At 46.8% G+C, this 18156-nt stretch carries 15 protein-coding genes and 3 pseudogenes; 17 read left to right on the forward strand and 1 reads right to left on the reverse strand.

Annotation, left to right across the window (positions count from 1 at the left end):
• Positions 1-314: 314 nt before the first annotated feature.
• Positions 315-532: pseudogene (locus LOZ86_RS08155) on the reverse strand (transposase); the annotation flags it as partial.
• On the opposite strand from LOZ86_RS08155, the pseudogene LOZ86_RS21530 reads away from it, so the two are divergent.
• From LOZ86_RS21530 to LOZ86_RS08240, 17 genes and pseudogenes are all read left to right on the forward strand, one after another.
• Positions 519-638, forward strand: a pseudogene (locus LOZ86_RS21530) (IS5/IS1182 family transposase); the annotation flags it as partial. The pseudogenes LOZ86_RS08155 and LOZ86_RS21530 sit on opposite strands and share 14 nt — an antisense overlap.
• A gap of 19 nt (positions 639-657) precedes the next feature.
• Positions 658-876, forward strand: a pseudogene (locus LOZ86_RS08165) (IS5/IS1182 family transposase); the annotation flags it as partial.
• A gap of 343 nt (positions 877-1219) precedes the next feature.
• On the forward strand, positions 1220-2281 hold the full coding sequence (locus tag LOZ86_RS08170) for a GNAT family N-acetyltransferase (RefSeq protein ID WP_161547091.1): 1062 nt from the start codon (positions 1220-1222) through the stop codon (positions 2279-2281).
• A gap of 10 nt (positions 2282-2291) precedes the next feature.
• Positions 2292-3458, forward strand: a complete 1167-nt coding sequence (locus LOZ86_RS08175; protein ID WP_039513688.1) for an aminotransferase class I/II-fold pyridoxal phosphate-dependent enzyme — start codon at positions 2292-2294, stop codon at positions 3456-3458.
• Positions 3459-3474: 16 nt separating this feature from the next.
• Entirely contained in the window at positions 3475-4215 is a 741-nt protein-coding gene (locus tag LOZ86_RS08180) for a diacylglycerol/polyprenol kinase family protein (protein ID WP_156890175.1), read from the forward strand.
• Positions 4212-4769: a histidine phosphatase family protein gene (locus LOZ86_RS08185; RefSeq protein ID WP_039513692.1), complete on the forward strand. Its 558-nt coding sequence runs from the start codon at positions 4212-4214 to the stop codon at positions 4767-4769. The genes LOZ86_RS08180 and LOZ86_RS08185 overlap by 4 nt, the downstream gene beginning before the upstream one ends.
• Positions 4766-5659 (forward strand): NAD-dependent epimerase/dehydratase family protein, encoded by an 894-nt coding sequence (locus LOZ86_RS08190; protein WP_039513693.1) that lies wholly within the window; start codon positions 4766-4768, stop codon positions 5657-5659. Before LOZ86_RS08185 ends, LOZ86_RS08190 begins: the two co-directional genes overlap by 4 nt.
• Positions 5656-6264: a methyltransferase family protein gene (locus LOZ86_RS08195; protein WP_039513694.1), complete on the forward strand. Its 609-nt coding sequence runs from the start codon at positions 5656-5658 to the stop codon at positions 6262-6264. The genes LOZ86_RS08190 and LOZ86_RS08195 overlap by 4 nt, the downstream gene beginning before the upstream one ends.
• A 14-nt stretch (positions 6265-6278) precedes the next feature.
• Positions 6279-6545: an acyl carrier protein gene (locus LOZ86_RS08200; RefSeq protein ID WP_039513695.1), complete on the forward strand. Its 267-nt coding sequence runs from the start codon at positions 6279-6281 to the stop codon at positions 6543-6545.
• The gene (locus LOZ86_RS08205) at positions 6542-7765 is read left to right on the forward strand and encodes a beta-ketoacyl-[acyl-carrier-protein] synthase family protein (protein ID WP_039513697.1); all 1224 of its coding nucleotides are present in this window, start codon (positions 6542-6544) and stop codon (positions 7763-7765) included. Before LOZ86_RS08200 ends, LOZ86_RS08205 begins: the two co-directional genes overlap by 4 nt.
• Positions 7758-8708: a hypothetical protein gene (locus LOZ86_RS08210; protein ID WP_039513699.1), complete on the forward strand. Its 951-nt coding sequence runs from the start codon at positions 7758-7760 to the stop codon at positions 8706-8708. Before LOZ86_RS08205 ends, LOZ86_RS08210 begins: the two co-directional genes overlap by 8 nt.
• A complete protein-coding gene (locus LOZ86_RS08215) occupies positions 8705-9058 on the forward strand; it encodes an ApeI family dehydratase (protein ID WP_039513700.1) in 354 nt (117 codons plus the stop codon). The genes LOZ86_RS08210 and LOZ86_RS08215 overlap by 4 nt, the downstream gene beginning before the upstream one ends.
• Complete coding sequence (locus LOZ86_RS08220; protein ID WP_052237787.1) at positions 9048-9503, forward strand: hotdog family protein; 456 nt, start codon at positions 9048-9050, stop codon at positions 9501-9503. The genes LOZ86_RS08215 and LOZ86_RS08220 overlap by 11 nt, the downstream gene beginning before the upstream one ends.
• Positions 9504-9518: 15 nt before the next feature.
• A complete protein-coding gene (locus tag LOZ86_RS08225; protein WP_039513702.1) occupies positions 9519-10265 on the forward strand; it encodes a lysophospholipid acyltransferase family protein in 747 nt (248 codons plus the stop codon).
• Between the two features lie 141 nt (positions 10266-10406).
• Positions 10407-11576, forward strand: a complete 1170-nt coding sequence (locus LOZ86_RS08230) for an efflux RND transporter periplasmic adaptor subunit (protein ID WP_230243059.1) — start codon at positions 10407-10409, stop codon at positions 11574-11576.
• Positions 11573-14662 carry an efflux RND transporter permease subunit gene (locus tag LOZ86_RS08235; RefSeq protein ID WP_052237789.1) on the forward strand — a complete coding sequence of 1030 codons (3090 nt, stop codon included), beginning with the start codon at positions 11573-11575 and terminating at the stop codon, positions 14660-14662. The genes LOZ86_RS08230 and LOZ86_RS08235 overlap by 4 nt, the downstream gene beginning before the upstream one ends.
• Positions 14659-17745 carry an efflux RND transporter permease subunit gene (locus LOZ86_RS08240; protein WP_052237790.1) on the forward strand — a complete coding sequence of 1029 codons (3087 nt, stop codon included), beginning with the start codon at positions 14659-14661 and terminating at the stop codon, positions 17743-17745. Before LOZ86_RS08235 ends, LOZ86_RS08240 begins: the two co-directional genes overlap by 4 nt.
• The last annotated feature ends 411 nt before the right edge of the window (positions 17746-18156 follow it).

Consider the following 18156-nt stretch of genomic DNA (forward strand, 5'->3'; position numbering starts at 1 on the left):
AATTGCTGGATATAGGTGTATTTCAGTGGATGTTAGTAGACAAGAGAGGGGAGGCAAGTGACTGATTAAATGCAAAAATGTAGACACCCGTAGGTATCTACATTCTTTAATTTGGCTCCTCTGACTGGGATCGCCTTTGCCAGTAACTGGCTAATAAGTAAGCTAAATCAGAATGCCCTTTCTGTCAAGACCACCAGAATGACCCCATTTTTATTTTCTGTAAAGATTATCAGCTATTTTTATCGTAGCCATATCTGCGAAAGATTTTAAATACTAAAATTATTGAAGCATAGGGTCTGGGAACATGAAACTGTATTACGGGTTATGGTTTCGTGTAATGATAACCACTGCAACTCTATCGGATTCAGCCAATGCGAATATGTTGGGAGGGACGGCAATCGGAATTTCTTGTTTTTTCCAGTCAACACTCCACTTTGTATCTTTTATGAATAATGTAGTTATCCTCCACTACCGTGAGCGTTTTTTTTCGCTGGTATGTATGTCGTAATGCCTCTAATATTTTGATAAATAAGAATACTTACTGGTCTGCATACCACAACGCACTGAGGCAACGTGGAGCGCTCACAATATGGTTTGACGAGCCTGCCATTTCGGCATGGACTGACAGTGCAAGGCCTGGAGGCCTGCCTGAAGCTCCGTTGTTATGAACCTCATATCCAGTCATGAAAAGCAGAGTCTAATGCCATCAGAACGACGGATTTTAAAGCCCATAGCTGGGTGGTAGAAAGAACGCATAGTTGGATGAACCGCTACTGTCGGATACCGACCCGTGGGGAAAAGAAGGCTGAAAATTTCGAGGCCATGCTGCATTTTTCCTGCGGTCTCATTGTCTGGAATAAAATCCTATTGGGATAGGTTCTAAGTGTGACTAATTAATGCTTGGTAAGGAATGAGTATGCAATTTTATCGTTATCCGAAACTACTTTTGCTAATTTATATTTAAATATCAATATGTTAATCTTTATTTGCGCAGAGAAATATGAATTTTTTTTTATATTTACGTGAATTTAAACGGTTGACACAAACCTGCGTGCTATGTGAGCATTAATTTGTCTTATTTGTCTTATTTGTCTTATTTGTCTTATTTGTCTTATTTGTCTTATTTGTCTTATTTGTCTTATTTGTCTTATTTGTCTTATTTGTCTTATTTGTCTTATTTGTCTTATTTGTCTTATTAGTCTATTAGGCGAATAAAGGAATGGATCGTTACAAAGGAATGTACCATTACAGTTGTATACTCGATGCTGTGCAGCGAAACTCGTTGCTTAAAATTTACAACTCTCAACACAACAACCTGTTAGACTATTCTGCATTAAATCAGCTAATTGACAGTACTATAAATATATCAAGTGCAGATGTGAGTTTTCCGTTGGTGGTTTCTCTGCATGAAGAAGTAAAAGCCTGCTGCCTGGTTCATTTTTCACATCAAGAAAAAATAAGATCTCTGGGCTCACTTAGTTTTTCAATATTGATCACTGATGGTGATGTTTCTGCGCTGAGTTTTCTTTTTTCAGCGATTTTCTCTGAAGCGGAAAAAAGATCATTTATCAAGAATAAAGACGCTGTGGTCTATGGTCCTGTCCATAATTCAATTCTGATCAATCGGGGCTGCCGTGCCTTTTCAGGCGAACCCTTCACCTACCAAATGCCGGATAATATTCCCATACTTTGCGATTGGATAACGGCGGCGGGAGGACGTAAAGAGAAGGATCTGCTGGAAATTATTTATGATTATAACGTCAGAGATACGTTATTAACGCATACCGATGAACGCCTGTTGGAGCGCCTACAGGGAGTAGATTTTCTTTTTGTGCAAAAAGAGCAAATAGCCGCTCGCTGTCAGGAGTTGGCAACTGTTTATAATACCGCTTGGCACGATAACTGGGGTTCCAGTGCGACAACGGCCGATGAAATTGCAATTGCAGCAAATAATGTGCCCAACATCATGGGCATGATTGCCTGCAAAAATGGCGATGTTATTGGTTTTACAATGATGCAATTTATTGCTGATGCCTCAGGAAAGACGGGGCGTGCATTTCTTTCTGGTGTACTCCCTGAATATCGTCAGCGCGGACTGTCGGTTGTGCTGACATCAAAACTCTCTACGATTGCTATTAAGCGGGGCATTAAGAAATTCAGTATTTCTTGGATGTTGGAAGATAACAAAATGATTGTCAGGACGATGCAAAAACTTACCCAGCACGGTGAAAGCCAGCTCAGGCGTTACAGAATTTTTGCGATTGCTCAGAAAAAAACTTAAGGAAAAGGCAATGAGTTTATATGAAATGGTCAATGCAGAGAATGACGACGTCAAATTGCATTATTTCCCACGAGTGCGTTCCGCCTGCGGCCGGTATTTAAATTTGGTGAATGGCGACAAAAATCTGAATTTCTCATCCTGCGATTATCTGGGTATGGCAGACAACCAGTTAATGAAGGATGCGGCGATAAAAGCCATCCAGAAGTACGGTACTAATATCAGCGGGCCGATGATTTTTTGTGGTTATACAGAGTATCATGAAGAGTTAGAAAACCGTTATGCCGAAATGTATTGTGTCAATTCTTCTCTGATGTATACCACATCCTATCAGGCTAACATCGGAGCGCTGCCCGTAATTGCAGAAGATGTTGACCTGATTGTTATGGATAAACTTTGCCATGTATCCCTGTACGATGCGGTCAAACTTAGCGGCAGGCCATTCCGCGTTTATCAACATAACAACATTTCAAAACTGACGGATATCGTAAAAAATAATCTAGGAAAAAAAATACTTGTAGTCTCCGACGGAGTTTTTTCAGCCGACGGTGATTTTTGTGATGTTGCCGCGCTATGTGAACTAAAAGAACGCTACTCGAACATCATTCTCTACATTGATGATGCACATGGTGTTGGTGCTTTGGGTGAGAATGGCTGTGGGTTGGTTGAAGCTAGCGACTGCCTCGGTAAAGTGGATGTGATCATTGGTACTATGAGCAAGTCTTTTGGCTCAACAGGCGGTTTCTGTATCATTAAAGATGACGCGCTGGCGCAAAAAGTGAGATATAAAAGTGCAACCTATAATGCCTCACGGGCTGTTTCGCCAGGTGTTGCCGCAGCGTCTTGCATGGCGTTAGAAATTAACAAGCGTGAAGGGAAAATCCGACGAGCGGAATTGGCAGAATTGATTGACTATGCGCATCGCCGTCTGGAAGATACCCCGGTCAACAAACAGTATTCTGTCTCTGCGGTTATACCAGTCATCTTTGAGAAGGCAGCGCAGGCAGCAGCAGTAAATGATTACTTACTGCAAAAAAATATTATGACCTCGTTGTTTGTTCCGCCTTATGTAGAAAAAAATAAATCACGACTGCGCATCACATTAACACGTAATCATACGAAAGAAGATATCGATCTCTTGGCTGAAGCCTTAGAACAGGCAATTTCCCGTATTAGCTGAAGTAGAGACTGGTTTAATGTCTATAAGCATTGTTCTACCTATTTTCGTACTGGTTTGTAGCTACTGGTTACTTTGTTCAGGTCTTGGCCTACTGGCGCACAGTTACGACATTAAAATAAATTACACCAGAAAAATAGGACATTTTTCAATGTTCATTTTTCCCGGTGTTATTTATATGTTATTTAGTATTAGTAACCCGACAGATAAAATCATTATTGCATCCCTTTCCAGTGTGCTGTTTTTTATCAGTCTGGTTAGTTTTTTTCGCGATAAGTTAAAATATCTTTCTCTGTCTTTTTACGCAATTGATCGCCCAGAAGATCGGCCCTATACTTTGGTTTGGATTTTTTCGCAAACGTTTGTTGGTTTTGTGATCTTAGCGCTGTTTAGCCTGCTTTGGAATAAATGGAATATTCCTCAGGAACTGATGTATATGACTATTTTAACAACCACTCTAGGGGATGGACTTGCTGAGCCAGTTGGCATTAGATTTGGCAAACATAAATATGCTGTGAAAGGTTTTCTTATTGATAGAACCTTTTATCGCAGTTATGAAGGAAGTCTGGTAGTTTTTGTTACCGCGCTAATTTTAGCTCTGTTGTTTATGCAACGTTTTCATGGGATGGGCTTAGCGATGATGGTTATATTGTTTCCTCTCGCAATGACTCTGACGGAGGCTAAGTCCCCTCATACTTGGGATACGCCATTTTTATTTTTTGTCGGTAATCTGATTATCACCTGTGCTTATTTAATATGATTTTTTTAATTAGACATGCAACACCGAAAATTGATTATACCTCCTGCGATTATAAGACAGCGCAATTGCGTTTGCAGGATTATAATCAGACGAAAGATATTGAAGAGAGTGAAATAGCTAAGTTTCTTCTCACTGAACTCTTTCAAAAAATTAAAGAAAGTAATCCTGTGGTGTATTGCTCGCCTGTGGCACGGGCTGAGCGTACCTGCCAACTGCTTTTTAGCCATATTGACGATTATATTATTAATTCTGATCTTTCCGAGGTTGGATTAAAGATTTTTCCCTTGCCGCTAGTGAAACTGAAAGTCAGAACGTGGTTTTTACTTTCCCGTATTGCCTGGCTGTTACGATTAAGTGGTGAGCCGGAGAAAGTTAAGCATGCAAAATGCCGCTCGCAGCGGTTGCTCCCTCAACTTGAACAGGGAGGAAATGTGGCTATTGTTTCGCATGGCTATCTGATTCATTACCTGAAAAAGCGGCTGGTAAAAAATCAGTTCCAGTCGCGTACAGCTTTTAAACACGGCTGCTTTACCGTGGAAGTTTGGGATAAATGAAAAAAATCTTGATCATCGGTGCGACTGGCTTTATTGGCAAGAATGTTGCCGATTATCTTAGCCAGCGTAGTGATATTGAAGTGGTACGCTATGCGCGGCGACCACAGCAGGGTTATTTCTACTGTGAACCCGGCGACATGGCATGGCGGGCGCTGATTGGTGACTGCGCGGCGATTATCAATTGTTCGGGAGTGGGTCTAGCGAAAATCAAAATGCAAAGAGATGCCAACGAAGCGATAGCCCAGCAACTGGTTAACTCACTGCCGGAAGTTGAAGGAAAAAAATACCGACTGCTGCATTTAAGCACTATCAAAGCCTTCAACGCCAATAACTATGCTGATGCATACTCTGTCGATAAACAGCGCGCAGAGCAGGTTTTTGTTGAGTACAGCGATAAGCTGTGCGGTGAGTTGCTACGAATTCCTGCGGTATTCGGTAAGGATGACGCCAATCTTTCCCCGCTTCTGCAAATGGCGAAAAAAGGCAAACTGCCTGAAATACAGGGGGAAATTTGTCGCTGGTATTGCGTCAGTAATCAGGATATCGCTCACTATATTTCCTGCTGGCTGGATAAAAAAGATGAACCTTCGCTGAAGGTTAGTTATTTACTGAGTCAGCATCGCTACAGCGTTAACGATTTGATCCGCGCGGTGAATCAGCATGTGCACGGTAAAAAATATCAGCCAACAAGAAAGAAACTGGTTTTCATCAAGCTTATCTACAAAATATTAGCTGCAAGAAGTTTGATTTCATCCGGTTTTCGTTGGAATCAGTTTCCTGTCGAACGTTTTCAAGATTTATTTCAGCGAGACTGGATAGTCGAAGTGTCGGAAAATATAGCGCTTCATTCTGTTAATTTTGAACCCGGCGATATTTGGAAAATAAAATGAAAAAATTTCGATTATCACTGCTGTTTGCTTTTATCCTTCCACTGACATTTTCTTTAGGATTAGCGTTATACGTTGGTAAAAACACGCTGCTTTATCCGGTAGCATTTATAGCAGTGTTGAATGAAATTTTCTTCCTTAAGGAAATTTCAGATAACCGTTCCCGTGATAAGGGGATGCTGAGCGCCGTGGTTATCTCGTCTACGATTTCTGTACTGATGTATTTTTCCAGTACCGTTGAAAGCCCCCAGGCAATGATATTAACAGGAGGCCTGCTGGTACTACTGGGTTGCGTACTTCGGACATGGGCTAAGGTGACGCTAGGGATACACTTTTCCCATACCTTACGCGTTCTCGACGGACATAAACTGATTAATTATGGCTTGTTTAGGTTTATTCGCCATCCGGCTTACAGCGGGACTATTTTGCTGATGACTGGCTTTGGCTGCTTTCTTCATCTGGATGCTGCATTACTCTGCTTTTTTGTTTTTTTCATTCTGGCCATGCGCCGAATTGAAAATGAAGAAGAGATGATGAAGCAAAGCTTTGGGCACCAGTATTCACTCTACAGGAAATATTCCTGGAAGCTATTCCCCTTTGTTATCTGAACTTGGAGAGTACCATGAATCACGAAAATATCCATGCCAGACTGAAAGAGCTGGTTGCTGAAATTCTTGAAGTTGACAGTGCAGAAATTGCTGAGGATGCGTTATTTAAAACGGAGTTCGGTGCAGATTCTATTACTGGCATCGAAATTCTAGCGGCCATTGAAGCTGAATTCGGTATTCACCTGCCCGAAAGTCATATAGAAAAAATGACGGATATGAATTCGATCTACACGATGATGCAGGAAATTTCTGCAACGCAGTTGGAGGAAACCGGTCAGTGAGCCAATTCAACGCCTCCGTCAGCGAACGGATAGTGGTTACGGGTCTTGGACCTGTCCATGCCTTGGGGATCGGCAGAGAGGCCTTCTTCCGATCGCTCGTCGCAGGGGTCGATGGAGCAGAGCCAGTGCGCTCCATAGAGGTGAGCAATTATAAGCATCAGTACGCCTGTGAAGTCGGTGCAGTAGACCTTAATCAGTATTCACTTGGCACACTGCCCGAGGGCTGCGAAAAAGCCAGCCTGTATGCCATTTTGGGAACTCAGTTGGCGATTGATGATGCCGGTCTGACGAGAGAAGAACTAAAAAATCAGCCAGTTGGCTGTTTTCTTGGCACGACTGATGGTGAATCCCAGCGCATTGATGCGCTGGTATCACAACTGCATAATGCGGAGAGTGTTCCGCAAGATAGTTTTGATGCGGTTGCTCATGCCCGTATCAGCCGTAACATTAATCTTTATCTTGATTCAACTGGGCCAGCATACACTATTGGTAATGCCTGCTCTGCCAGCAATGCGGCGATTGTGTCTGCGGTAGAATATCTGCAAAACTCCGAGGCTGATTTCGCTATCTGCGGTGGCAGTGATGTAGTCTGCCGCAAAACGTTTTCAATCTTTCACCGCCTGTCCGCTATCAGTGAAAAACACTGCACCCCTTTTGATCTTCACCGTAAAGGGATTATTCCCGCGGAAGGTGCGAGCATTCTGTTGCTTGAAAAATTGTCGTCCGCGTTGGCCAGAAAAGCGAAAATTTATGGTGAAGTTGTCGGGTACGGAATGAATTGCGATGCTACTCATATGACCAATCTTAATCCGGAAAAAATTAAAACCTGCCTGAGTCGCTGCCTTAATACCGCCGGCTTGTCGCCTAAAGAGGTGGATTATATCTGTATGCATGGTACTGGTACGCCCGCCAACGACCTCAACGAATACCAGTCACTACAGAAAGTATTTGGCGATGACATTCCGATGTGCGGTTCGATTAAATCTATGACTGGACATGCGATGGGGGCCGCCGCGGGTTTTGGTGCTATTGCCTGTATGTTTGCCCTTAATCACGGAATCCCGCCGACGATTAATCTTACCGAGCAGGATCCAGAAATTCCGCTGCCGCTGACGGTAAAGTATCTGCCTCAGCCGGTTAACGTTGTGCTGAACAACGCTTTTGCTTTTGGCGGGAACAACGCCATCGTGGCTTTCAGGAGTATGAATACGCATGGCTAAATTATCTCTTTCCCTCAGCCACTGGTGCAGTTTGCAGGATGGGATACAATTCGGAAATTGCCAGCCGCTGGCCAGTGAGGAGCGGCAGCAAATCGATGAGTCATCTGTGCTGGTGGGCAAAAAGTTACGTAATATCGACCCGCAAACGGTCAGTATGCTGTGTTGCTTTGCCGCGTTGAGCCAAACCACGAGGTGGGAAGCGCATGCAGCAATGGTCAGTGCCACTTCAATGGGGGCGTTTGACAGCGTCTGTAAACTGCTGATTGAGTCGCGGCAAAATGCGCTACCACACCAGATTTCACCAGGCAACATTCCTAATACAGTAATTAATTCCACAGCCGGAATGTCTGCCATTCACTATGGTTTTGATGGCCCGAATATCAGTTTATGTGCCAGTGAACTGTCTTTCTATGAGGCGCTGACCAAAGCTTTTGCCCTTAAACAACGGGGGCAGGCTGAGGATATTTTTGTCAGCGCTCTGGAGAGTTGGCAAGGACTGTATGGTCAGACGCTTGATCATCATCGAAAAAACATCCAACAGGAGCACTTCCCTCAGCAGTGCTATGCCGCTCTATATCTGTTTTCCGAGCAGCCACAGGCCGCAGCTCGCATTCTTGCAGTCTCCACTGGAAGGCTGTCGCAACGTTTGCTGCTGACTGATCGGCTGGCGAGTTTTCTTTTCAGCCAGGGCGTGGCGGAAACCGACATTGGCCATATCAATCTGTGGGATGCCGTCGGCCATTCAGAGACGTTGGCACAGCAATTCACCAAAGCGACATTGACTATTTTACCTGCTGCTGCGCGGGTGCTGATGGCTGGACTAGGAGCCTGGCAGCTGGAAGATATTTTGTCACGCACCGATGGCAATAGGTTCGGCGTACAGTTAGCGATAGATGCCGACGGTTTTTATGGCATGGCTCTTATTGAGAAGGCATCACTGTGAAATCTGTGGAGGATCGTCACGCGAGTCGGATAACGCACAGCCAGCACTTTACTTCCGAGCACCGGGCTTTCCGGGGACATTTTCCGGACAGACCACTGCTGCCTGGTGTATTTCATTTCAGGGAGATTTTAAGGCTGCTTCCGCCGGAAATAGCCAGCCTTCCTTACGTCATCAGACAGGCGAAATTTGTTAAAATGGTCATGGCGAACACTGAGCTGAATTACCTTATTGAATATTTCCCAACTACGGCGGGCAACATTGATGTTGTGACGCGGGTAGAGGATTTATCGCAGGAAACCGTGGCGAAGATTCATTTTATTTTTTCTGCAGGTAAAGAATATGCAGATTGATACTCAAAATAATATCGGGATGATTGGCGGTAATCCGCACCGTTTTCCGATGGTATTGGTGGACAGAATTATTCAAAATGACAGCAAAGTCATTACGGAAAAATTTGTTTCGCTGAATGACTATGAATTCAGACATGCTAATTTTACAAACCTGCACGAGTTTGTCTATCCGGAATGGCTGGTTGTTGAGTCGTTTTTCCAGTCGGCCGGATTGTTTCTGAACTGCGCCGAGCGGGATCTCTCCCCCTATGTTATTTCCTGTAAAAATATTCAGTTTCAGCGTGCGATTATTGCTGGAGAAATTATCCAGCATCATGTTTTTCTTGATGTCCAAAAGGACAGCTTTATTATTGTCAGCGGTGAAAGCAAGGTTTGCGAGGAAACTGTCGTTAGTTACCAGCAGGTATGGCTGGGCTTTCAGCAACGTGAAACTCAACATGGATAAATATTGGACAGGTTTATGATTGCTATAGTCAGACTGATTTTGATAGGCATTTTTATATTGTTGAGCAGTGTTGTGGTGCTACTTGTTTGCCTTTTACGGCCCCGTAACATCATGAACGTTCACTTCGCAGCCCAGCTTTACAGTAAAGTCTCCTGGCTGCTTGGGGTCAAAGTTACCATCACCGGCAGGGAAAATATTCTTTCAGGTAGTTGCGTCTATGTCGCTAATCATCAAAGCAACTATGACATTTTTTTCCTGACTGGAGCCGTACCGCCTGGCGCGGTGAGCATAGGAAAAAAAAGCATCCTTTACTTCCCTTTCTTTGGGCTGATTTATTGGTTATCGGGTAACATATTTATCGAGCGTGGTAATAAAATCAAGGCGCTTCAGGCGCTGCAAAAAACCAAAGAAAAAATGCTGAAGGAGAATATGTCCGTTTGGTTATTCCCCGAAGGTACGCGTAATTATGGTAAAGGTCTAAAACCGTTCAAAACCGGTGCTTTTCATCTTGCCCGTAATGCCGGATTGCCTTTGGTTCCAGTTAGTGCCAGTAATTATTATAGTAATTTTAAACTTAACAGAATAAATAACGGTGAAATTATTATCAGATTTTTACCGCCGGTGCCAAAAGAAACCATTGATACGCAGCCTGTCCGCGACGTTGTTGCCACTGTATATGAGCAAATGAGCACGGAAATCGCTGCATTGGATAAAGAACTCAGTCTGTCGGGTGAAGATGTTTTAAGGCAAGATGAACAGTAGCTTCTGGCCAATCCAGCCGGACTGGAAATCCTACTTTACTCTTTAATTAGCCTGCTAGTTAATATTGGCAGGCGGTATAATATTATCTTTATTTTAATGCAACCTAGAAAGTTAGCTATGCAGATTAAGTGGGAATGAATAATGGAACAGTTTGGAAAAATAAAAGTCAAATACATTATCCTTATTTTCTGTTTAATCATTTCTGTGTTGGCCAGCTTTTTTTTATGGGGCAGAACGGCATCTCGTTCTGATGTGGTAACTTTACCTCAAGCGCAGAGCGCTCCAGTGCAAACCGCGCTGGCTCATCGGGCCGATGTGCCGGTAACTTTACAGGCATTGGGTAAGGTTGTCTCACAGGCAACAGTGAATGTCGTCAGCCAGGTCGACGGGCAGCTAATTAAGGTTATGTTTACTGAAGGCGATGAAGTAAAAAAAGGGCAACTGCTGGCACAAATCGATCCCCGCGCCTATCAGGCCGTGCTGCAACGTTACCGTGGTGAGTTGGCTGAAAATATGGCGATGCTGAAAAGTGCAGATGAAAAATTAAAGCGTTTTCGTGCCTTGCAGCAGCGTAATTTAATCGCCAGGCAGGAACTGGACGATCAATCTACGGTGGTAGACAAATTGCACGGCGTGATAATGGCAACTGAAGCGCAGATTGCATCGGCACAGCTTAATCTTGATTTTACTCGTATTACGGCACCGATTTCAGGGCGAGTAGGGTTGCGATTAATTGATGAGGGAAATATGATCCTTGCCAGTGAAAACAAGGCGATTGTCACCCTCACTCAGGAAAGCCCTATTGCCGTTACGTTCAGTTTGCCGCAGGAAAACTTACCTGAAATCAGAGCAAAACAGCAGCACCTAGCCTTACCGCTGGTTATTTTTGACGCCAGTAATCGTCATGCTCTGGCGCAATGTTCGCTGCGCTACATCAGTAATGAAATTGACAGCACAACTGGCAGTATTAAATTGAAGGCCGTTTGTGATAATCGTGACGGAATGTTATACCCCAGCCAACTGGTCAATGTTCATTTGCAGGTTGCGTTGCTGAAATCTGTGACGGTTATTCCCCAGCGAGCCATTCAGTATGGGCAGCAGAGTAATTTTGTTTACGTGGTTGATGCTGATCACCGCGTTCATCAACGAGTAGTGGTGCCTGGTGTGCAGTATGGCCGTGAGGGGGTTGTGCTGGAATCTGGTCTGACGAGGGGAGAGAGGGTGGTAACCGAGGGTTTTGCGGTCTTGAGAGAAGGCAGTATGGTCGAGATTGTCAGCCAAGAGGACGGAGAAAAGGCGTCTGGTGTATGAATCCTTCCCGTCCGTTTATTGCTCGCCCAGTAGCCACACTACTGCTTGCGCTGAGTGTGTTTATCGCGGGTCTGATTGCCTGTCTGACCCTACCAGTTTCGGCTTTGCCGCAGGCGGATTATCCCGTCATTCAGTTGACAACGTACTATCCAGGTGCCAGCCCAGCGGTGATTTCCTCTACCGTCACCGCCCCGCTGGAACGCCAACTAGGCATGATGTCCGGCCTGGAACAGATGTATTCTTCCAGCGGGAACGGTATATCCTCTATTACGCTACGTTTTAATCTTGGTCTCCCTCTTGATGTGGCACAGCAGGAAGTTCAGGCAGCCATCAATGCCGCATCAAAATTGCTGCCGGATGACCTGCCTACGCCGCCAGTCTATAAAAAAGTGAACCCGGCGGATAAACCGCTTGTGACGCTGGTGGCAACCTCACGGCAGCGACCGCTTACCGAAGTGCAGGATCTGATTAATACCCGCATCGCCCTGAAAATCGCTCAGTTGAACGGGATAGGTAATCTCACACTACAGGGCGGAAACCGTCCCGCGATCCGTATAACTCTTAATCAACAAGCGATTGCCGCCCGTAATCTGACCTTAGAGGATGTCCGGCAACAGATAGCCGTCAGCAGCCTACAAAGCGCAAAAGGCGATATCAATGGCCGCTACGAAGCGCTGTTGCTTGATACGAATGATCAACTACTAAATATAGAGGATTGGCGCAACCTTATTCTCTCCTGGCATGATGGCGTCGCGCTGCGGCTGAAAGAGGTAGCGGTGGTAGAAAATGGGGCAGAGGATGCGCAGCAAGCGGCCTGGGTCAATCAGCAACCGGCCATTCTGATTACTATTCAGCGCCAGCCGGGCGTGAATGAAATTCAGGTTGCCGACGCCATCCGGCAACATCTACCGGAGTGGCAGGCCTCAATGCCACCTGATGTCAGCCTCACGATGTTGGTCGATCATACCGATATGGTGCGTGCCTCGGTAGCCGGAGTCAGTAAGGAACTGATGTTTTCCGTATTACTGGTGGTGATGGTTACGTTTTTCTTCCTGCGGAGTTTTGCTGCCACGTTGGTAACGGGCATCGTTGTGCCGCTATCCATGGCAGGCACCTGCGTGATCATGCATTTCTGTGGCTTCAGTCTGAATAACTTCACGCTGATGGCCTTAACCGTAGCCAGCGGTTTTATTATTGATGACGCCATTGTGGTGGTTGAGAACATTTCCCGCTGGCTGGAACGCGGCATGTCGCGTCGGGAATCGGCGCTAAAGGGCACGGAAGAGATTGGCTTTACCGTCATCTCGCTCACGCTGTCGTTGGTTGCGGTGCTGATCCCGCTTTTATTTATGGAGGGGATTATTGGTCGGCTGTTACGGGAGTTTTCTATCACGCTGGCGGTCGCCATACTGATGTCGATGATAATTTCCCTGACGCTTGCGCCGATGCTCTGTGCTGCGATGCTTGTACCTGTAAGCCAGCATAAGTCGGGGCAGTTTTTTGCGCGTCTGACCCAGATATATGGCTGTATGTTAGACAAATGCCTGTTGCATGGGGGGCTAACGGTGCTTATCACTGTTGGTTTGGCGTTGTTGACCATCCTGCTTTATCTGCTAGTCCCTAAAAGCTTATTCCCCTCAGAGGATACAGGGGTTATTCAGTTCACAGCCATTGCGCAAGGTGACATCTCATACGCTGAAATGAGCCGCCGGCAGCAGATCCTTACAGGTATTCTTCTACAAAACCCAGCGGTAGCCAGCGTGACGGCCAGTGTGGGCGTCAACGCAGCAAATTCAGCGCTGAACCGCAGTCATATCCAGGTAAATTTAAAACCTTTTTCGTTGCGCGCCAGTTCTGCCAGCCAGATTGCCGCAGAGTTGAAACATGCAGTTGGACATCGGGTAGATATGCAACTTTACGCCACGATGCCGCCGCTGCTGACATTAAACGATTTGGTCGCGCCGGGACGCTATCAATTTACCCTTGAAGGCATTAACCGTACTGAGCTGAGGGATCGCGCGCTGCAACTGGCTGTGGCTCTGCGTCATACTCCGGGACTGGGTGATATCAGCAGCAGTGTTGATTCACTGGCTAAAACGGTCAACATTGTTATCAATCGAGATAAAGCTCAGATGCTAGGGATCAGCGTAGCTGATATCGATGCGGCGCTCTATAACGCCTTCGGGCAGCGGCAAATCGCCACCCTTTACACTGAAGCGAACCAGTATCGTGTGATCCTGAATGCAAAAATGCAGAATCAGGATGGCATCAGTGCATTGAGAGGGCTGTATCTGAAAACGCAGCATACACAGGCTAATGGCGAAAGCACCACGCAGGGTATGGTGCCGCTGAGCGCGGTAGCTAGCCTTAACATCGGACAGGGCGCACTCATTTATGAAAGGATTAATCAGCTACCAACCGTTACTTTTTCCTTTAATCTGGTCGACGGCTATTCCCTGCAGGAAGCGTTAAAAGCTATCCAGCAGCGGAAGGCTCAACTGAGTCAGCCCGAGAGTCTGGTGCTGCGTTTTCAGGGGGAGGCGGGCCTGTTTGAACATTCACCCGCCAGTAAGCTTTGGCTTATAGCCGTCGCGATTTTTTCCGTATATGTGATTCTGGGAATGCTGTATGAAAGCTTTCTGCATCCCGTCACTATTCTTTCTACCCTACCGTCTGCTCTCGTCGGGGCGCTGTTGGCGCTGTGGCTGAGCGACGCGGATTACACTCTGATCGCGATGATCGGCATGATCCTGCTGATTGGTATTGTGAAAAAGAATGCGATTATGATGATTGATTTTGCGCTTCAGGCTCAACAGGGAGGATTATCAGCCAAGGAGGCCATTCGGCAGGCCTGTCTGCTACGTTTTCGCCCAATTATGATGACCACATTTGCCACGTTATTAGGGGCGTTGCCGCTAATGTTAGCTAGTGGGGAGGGGGCGGAACTGCGGCAGCCGCTGGGGCTGGTGATTATCAGCGGGTTGCTGGTCAGCCAGCTACTGACGCTGTTCAGTACGCCGGTAATATATCTGGGTCTGAGTCGGTTCACCGTTCTTTCCGGTGTTATGCGGCAGCAACCAGCATGAGGCTGCTTACCCGACTGTGTATCCGTCGGCCAGTGGCCACGCTGTTGCTGATGATTTCCATCAGTGTGGTTGGTCTGATCGGCTTTCGTTTACTACCAGTTGCTCCCCTGCCGCAGGTCGATCTTCCCACGATTATCGTGACGGCAGCCCTGCCGGGAGCTAGCCCCGATACGATGGCAGCAACCGTTGCCACGCCGTTGGAAAGAATGCTGGGACAGATTGCCGGTATTACCGAGATGACCTCCAGCAACTCGCCAGGCACGACGATGATCGTGCTGCAGTTTGATATTAGTCGCAATATTGACGGGGCTGCGCGTGATGTTCAGGCGGCGATTGATGCTGCGCAGTCACTGCTACCCAGCGGGATGCCAACGCTACCTGCCTGGCGAAAAATCAACCCTGCGGATGTCCCCGTTCTGGTCATTGCCGTAACCTCAGATCGGCTCAGTCGCCCCGAGCTTTATCAACTGGTTTCCGGGCAAATGCAGCAGCGTATTTCGCAGTTGCCGGGAGTCGGGACAGCGGATATTCTCGGCAGTTCCGCGCCAGCCATACGTATAGATCTCAATTTACAGAGGGTGACAAATTTAGGACTGTCTCTTGAAACTGTACGACGGGCGGTGAAAAATGCCACTTCCGCTAGGGCAGAGGGCGAGCTGGAGGATCAGGGTTCTCGCCTGATCATTGAAGGGCAAACGCAGGCTGACAGTGTGCCGCTTTATCGCTCGCTTATTGTCAGTTGGCGGAACGGGCATGCCGTGCGATTAGGCGATATTGCCACAATCGTTGAAGGCGTGGAGGATAACAACAATGTGGGGTTTTATAACCAAAGTCCGGCGGTGATGCTGAGTATCTCACGTCAGGCAGATGCCAATATGCTGGATGTTATTACAGGCGTTAAACAACGGTTACCGTCATTAAAAGCAGGTCTGCCCGACTCCGTTTCGCTGAATATTGTCGTCGATCGTGCCGATTATGTGCGTTCTTCACTGCATGAGGCAGAGTTGACGCTGTTGCTATCAATCCTGCTGGTTATTGTGGTTATTTATTATTTTCTCAGAGACGTCAGGGCGCTTTTCATTGCCAGTATGACGTTGCCGATCGCGCTGCTGGGCAGCTTTGCCGTCATGTGGGGGATGGGGTATAGCTTGAATAACCTTTCGCTGATGGCGCTGATAATCTCGACCGGTTTTATCGTGGATGATGCGATTGTGGTACTGGAAAATGTCAGTCGCCATACGGCAAAAAAAGGGGCGATCCGCGCCGCTCTGGTGGGCACGCAAGAGGTCGGTTTTACCCTTGTGGCCATGACAGCTTCGCTGATTGCTATTCTGCTACCGCTGCTGTTGTTAGATAACCTGATGGGCCGAGTGTTTCGCGAGTTTGCTGTGACTCTGACGGCAACCCTGATCATTTCACTATTCGTTTCGCTTACCCTGACGCCTATGCTGTGTGCTCGTCTGCTGCGTAACAGCCCGTCACTCGCAGCGGAAAATCCTGAGCTGGGTGGGCAGCGCCTACTCACGGCCTGTCACAGTGCATTACAGTGGACGCTGGCACACCGGAGGCTCACTTTGGGCAGTTTGATCGTCATGATTATACTGAACATAGCGCTCTATCGCGCGGTGGACAAAGGATTTTTCCCTCACCAGGATACAGGATTGCTGAAAGGGGTGGTGCAGGTAGAAGACAACGCGTCATTTACGGTGCTTAAACAAAAATTACTCGATAGTGTGCAGGAGATCCGTCAGGATCCGGCTGTGGAAAGTGTGGTAACTGCCAGCAATAATGGCCTGTATGTTAACCGAACATCCGCTACCATCTATATTTTACTGAAGCCTACCAGCCAACGTACGGATAGTGCACTGGCGGTGGCAGAGCGGCTTAATCAGTCTATGAGTAAGCGAGTTGGTGTGAAAGTGTTGCTGCGGCCCGCCGAGGATTTGCATATAGGTGCTCGTAACGCCAATGCAGCTTGGCAATATACCCTAACCGCAGATAGCAGCGATCGGTTGCGTGAATGGGAAGCAAAAATGAAAGCTCGGCTGAACAAGTTGCCTCAATTACGTGACGTTGATAGTGATTTGCAAACCGGCGGTATTAAAGCAATGTTTAACGTCGATCGGGATAGGGCTTCCCAACTGGGTATCAGCATGAGCGATATCAATAATTTGTTTAACAATTTATTCAGCCAGAGGCAGATTGGCACTTTCTACCATGATGACAATCTCTACCATGTGGTGATGAATATGGATGAAGCCAGCTTAGCTAATCCGCGTCTGTTGCAGGATCTGTTTGTCATCAATACGGTCGGGGAAGCCGTGCCGATTTCGGCACTGGCTCAACTGGTGTATACGCCTGCTTCTGTGACGGTCGCGCATCAGGGGGGCATCGCTGCCGCGACACTAAGCTTTAACTTACAGCCCGGTGTGTCGCTGGAGCAGGCTGAGCAGTTGATCGGGCAGCAGGAAGTGGCTTCGGGTTTACCCGATACTGTCCACGCTGCGCTGCAAGGCAGTGCAAGAGCGGCCAGTAAGTTTACAATGACCATCCCACTACTGATATTTTCCGCGCTGTTTATTTTATACGTGGTGATGGGAATATTATATGAAAGCTATATTCATCCGCTGACCATTCTCTCAACGCTGCCTTCTGCCGGTATTGGTGCGCAGTTGCTCATGCTATTAACCCAGACGCCGCTTACTATTGTTTCCTTAATTGGTATTTTGCTGCTGGCGGGTATTGTGCTCAAAAATGGTATTATGATGATTGACGTCGCGCTAACCGCACAGGATCGCGGTGCTCCTCCGTTGGAGGCGATAACGCATGCCTGCCGAGTGCGCTTTCGGCCAATTATGATGACGTCGCTGGCTGCTTTTCTGGGCGCTTTGCCGCTGGCTCTGAATTATGGCGGGGATGCGGCGCTCAGGCGTCCGTTAGGATTGGCAATAGCAGGCGGGTTGGCGCTGAGTCAGATTTTAACCCTGTTTACCACCCCCGTAGTCTGGCTTTATTTTGACCGTTTTCGGAGGCGTAATGGGCGCAATGCGCCAAAAGATAAGGATGCGGCATCTTCGCAATAAATGTGGTATTCAACTCTGGGTACCGAGTTGGAGGGCTGATTTTGATTATAAGCTAAACGCATCTGCGTCGTGCCAAACGAGAAGTTTTTTGCTTTTGATGCTATTGCCAAGGGGGAGACCGCGACGCAATATTCTAATATGAAGTGTAACATTACCTATCTGTGTGTTTGAGCAGTAATCTTTCACTATTACATCTGACTATCCTATTCTGAGGTATTGTTATCAATATCTAATCCCAAACCAAACCAAACCAAACCCAAACCCAAACCAAACCAAACCCAAACCCAAACCCAAACCCAAACCCAAACCCAAACCCAAACCCAAACCCAAACCCAAACCCAAACCCAAACCCAAACCCAAACCCAAACCCAAACCCAAACCCAAACCCAAACCCATTCCACCGCTGCAGAG

It is taken from the genome of Pectobacterium parvum (assembly GCF_020971565.1).
In the GTDB taxonomy this organism is placed as follows: Bacteria; Pseudomonadota; Gammaproteobacteria; order Enterobacterales; family Enterobacteriaceae; genus Pectobacterium; species Pectobacterium polare.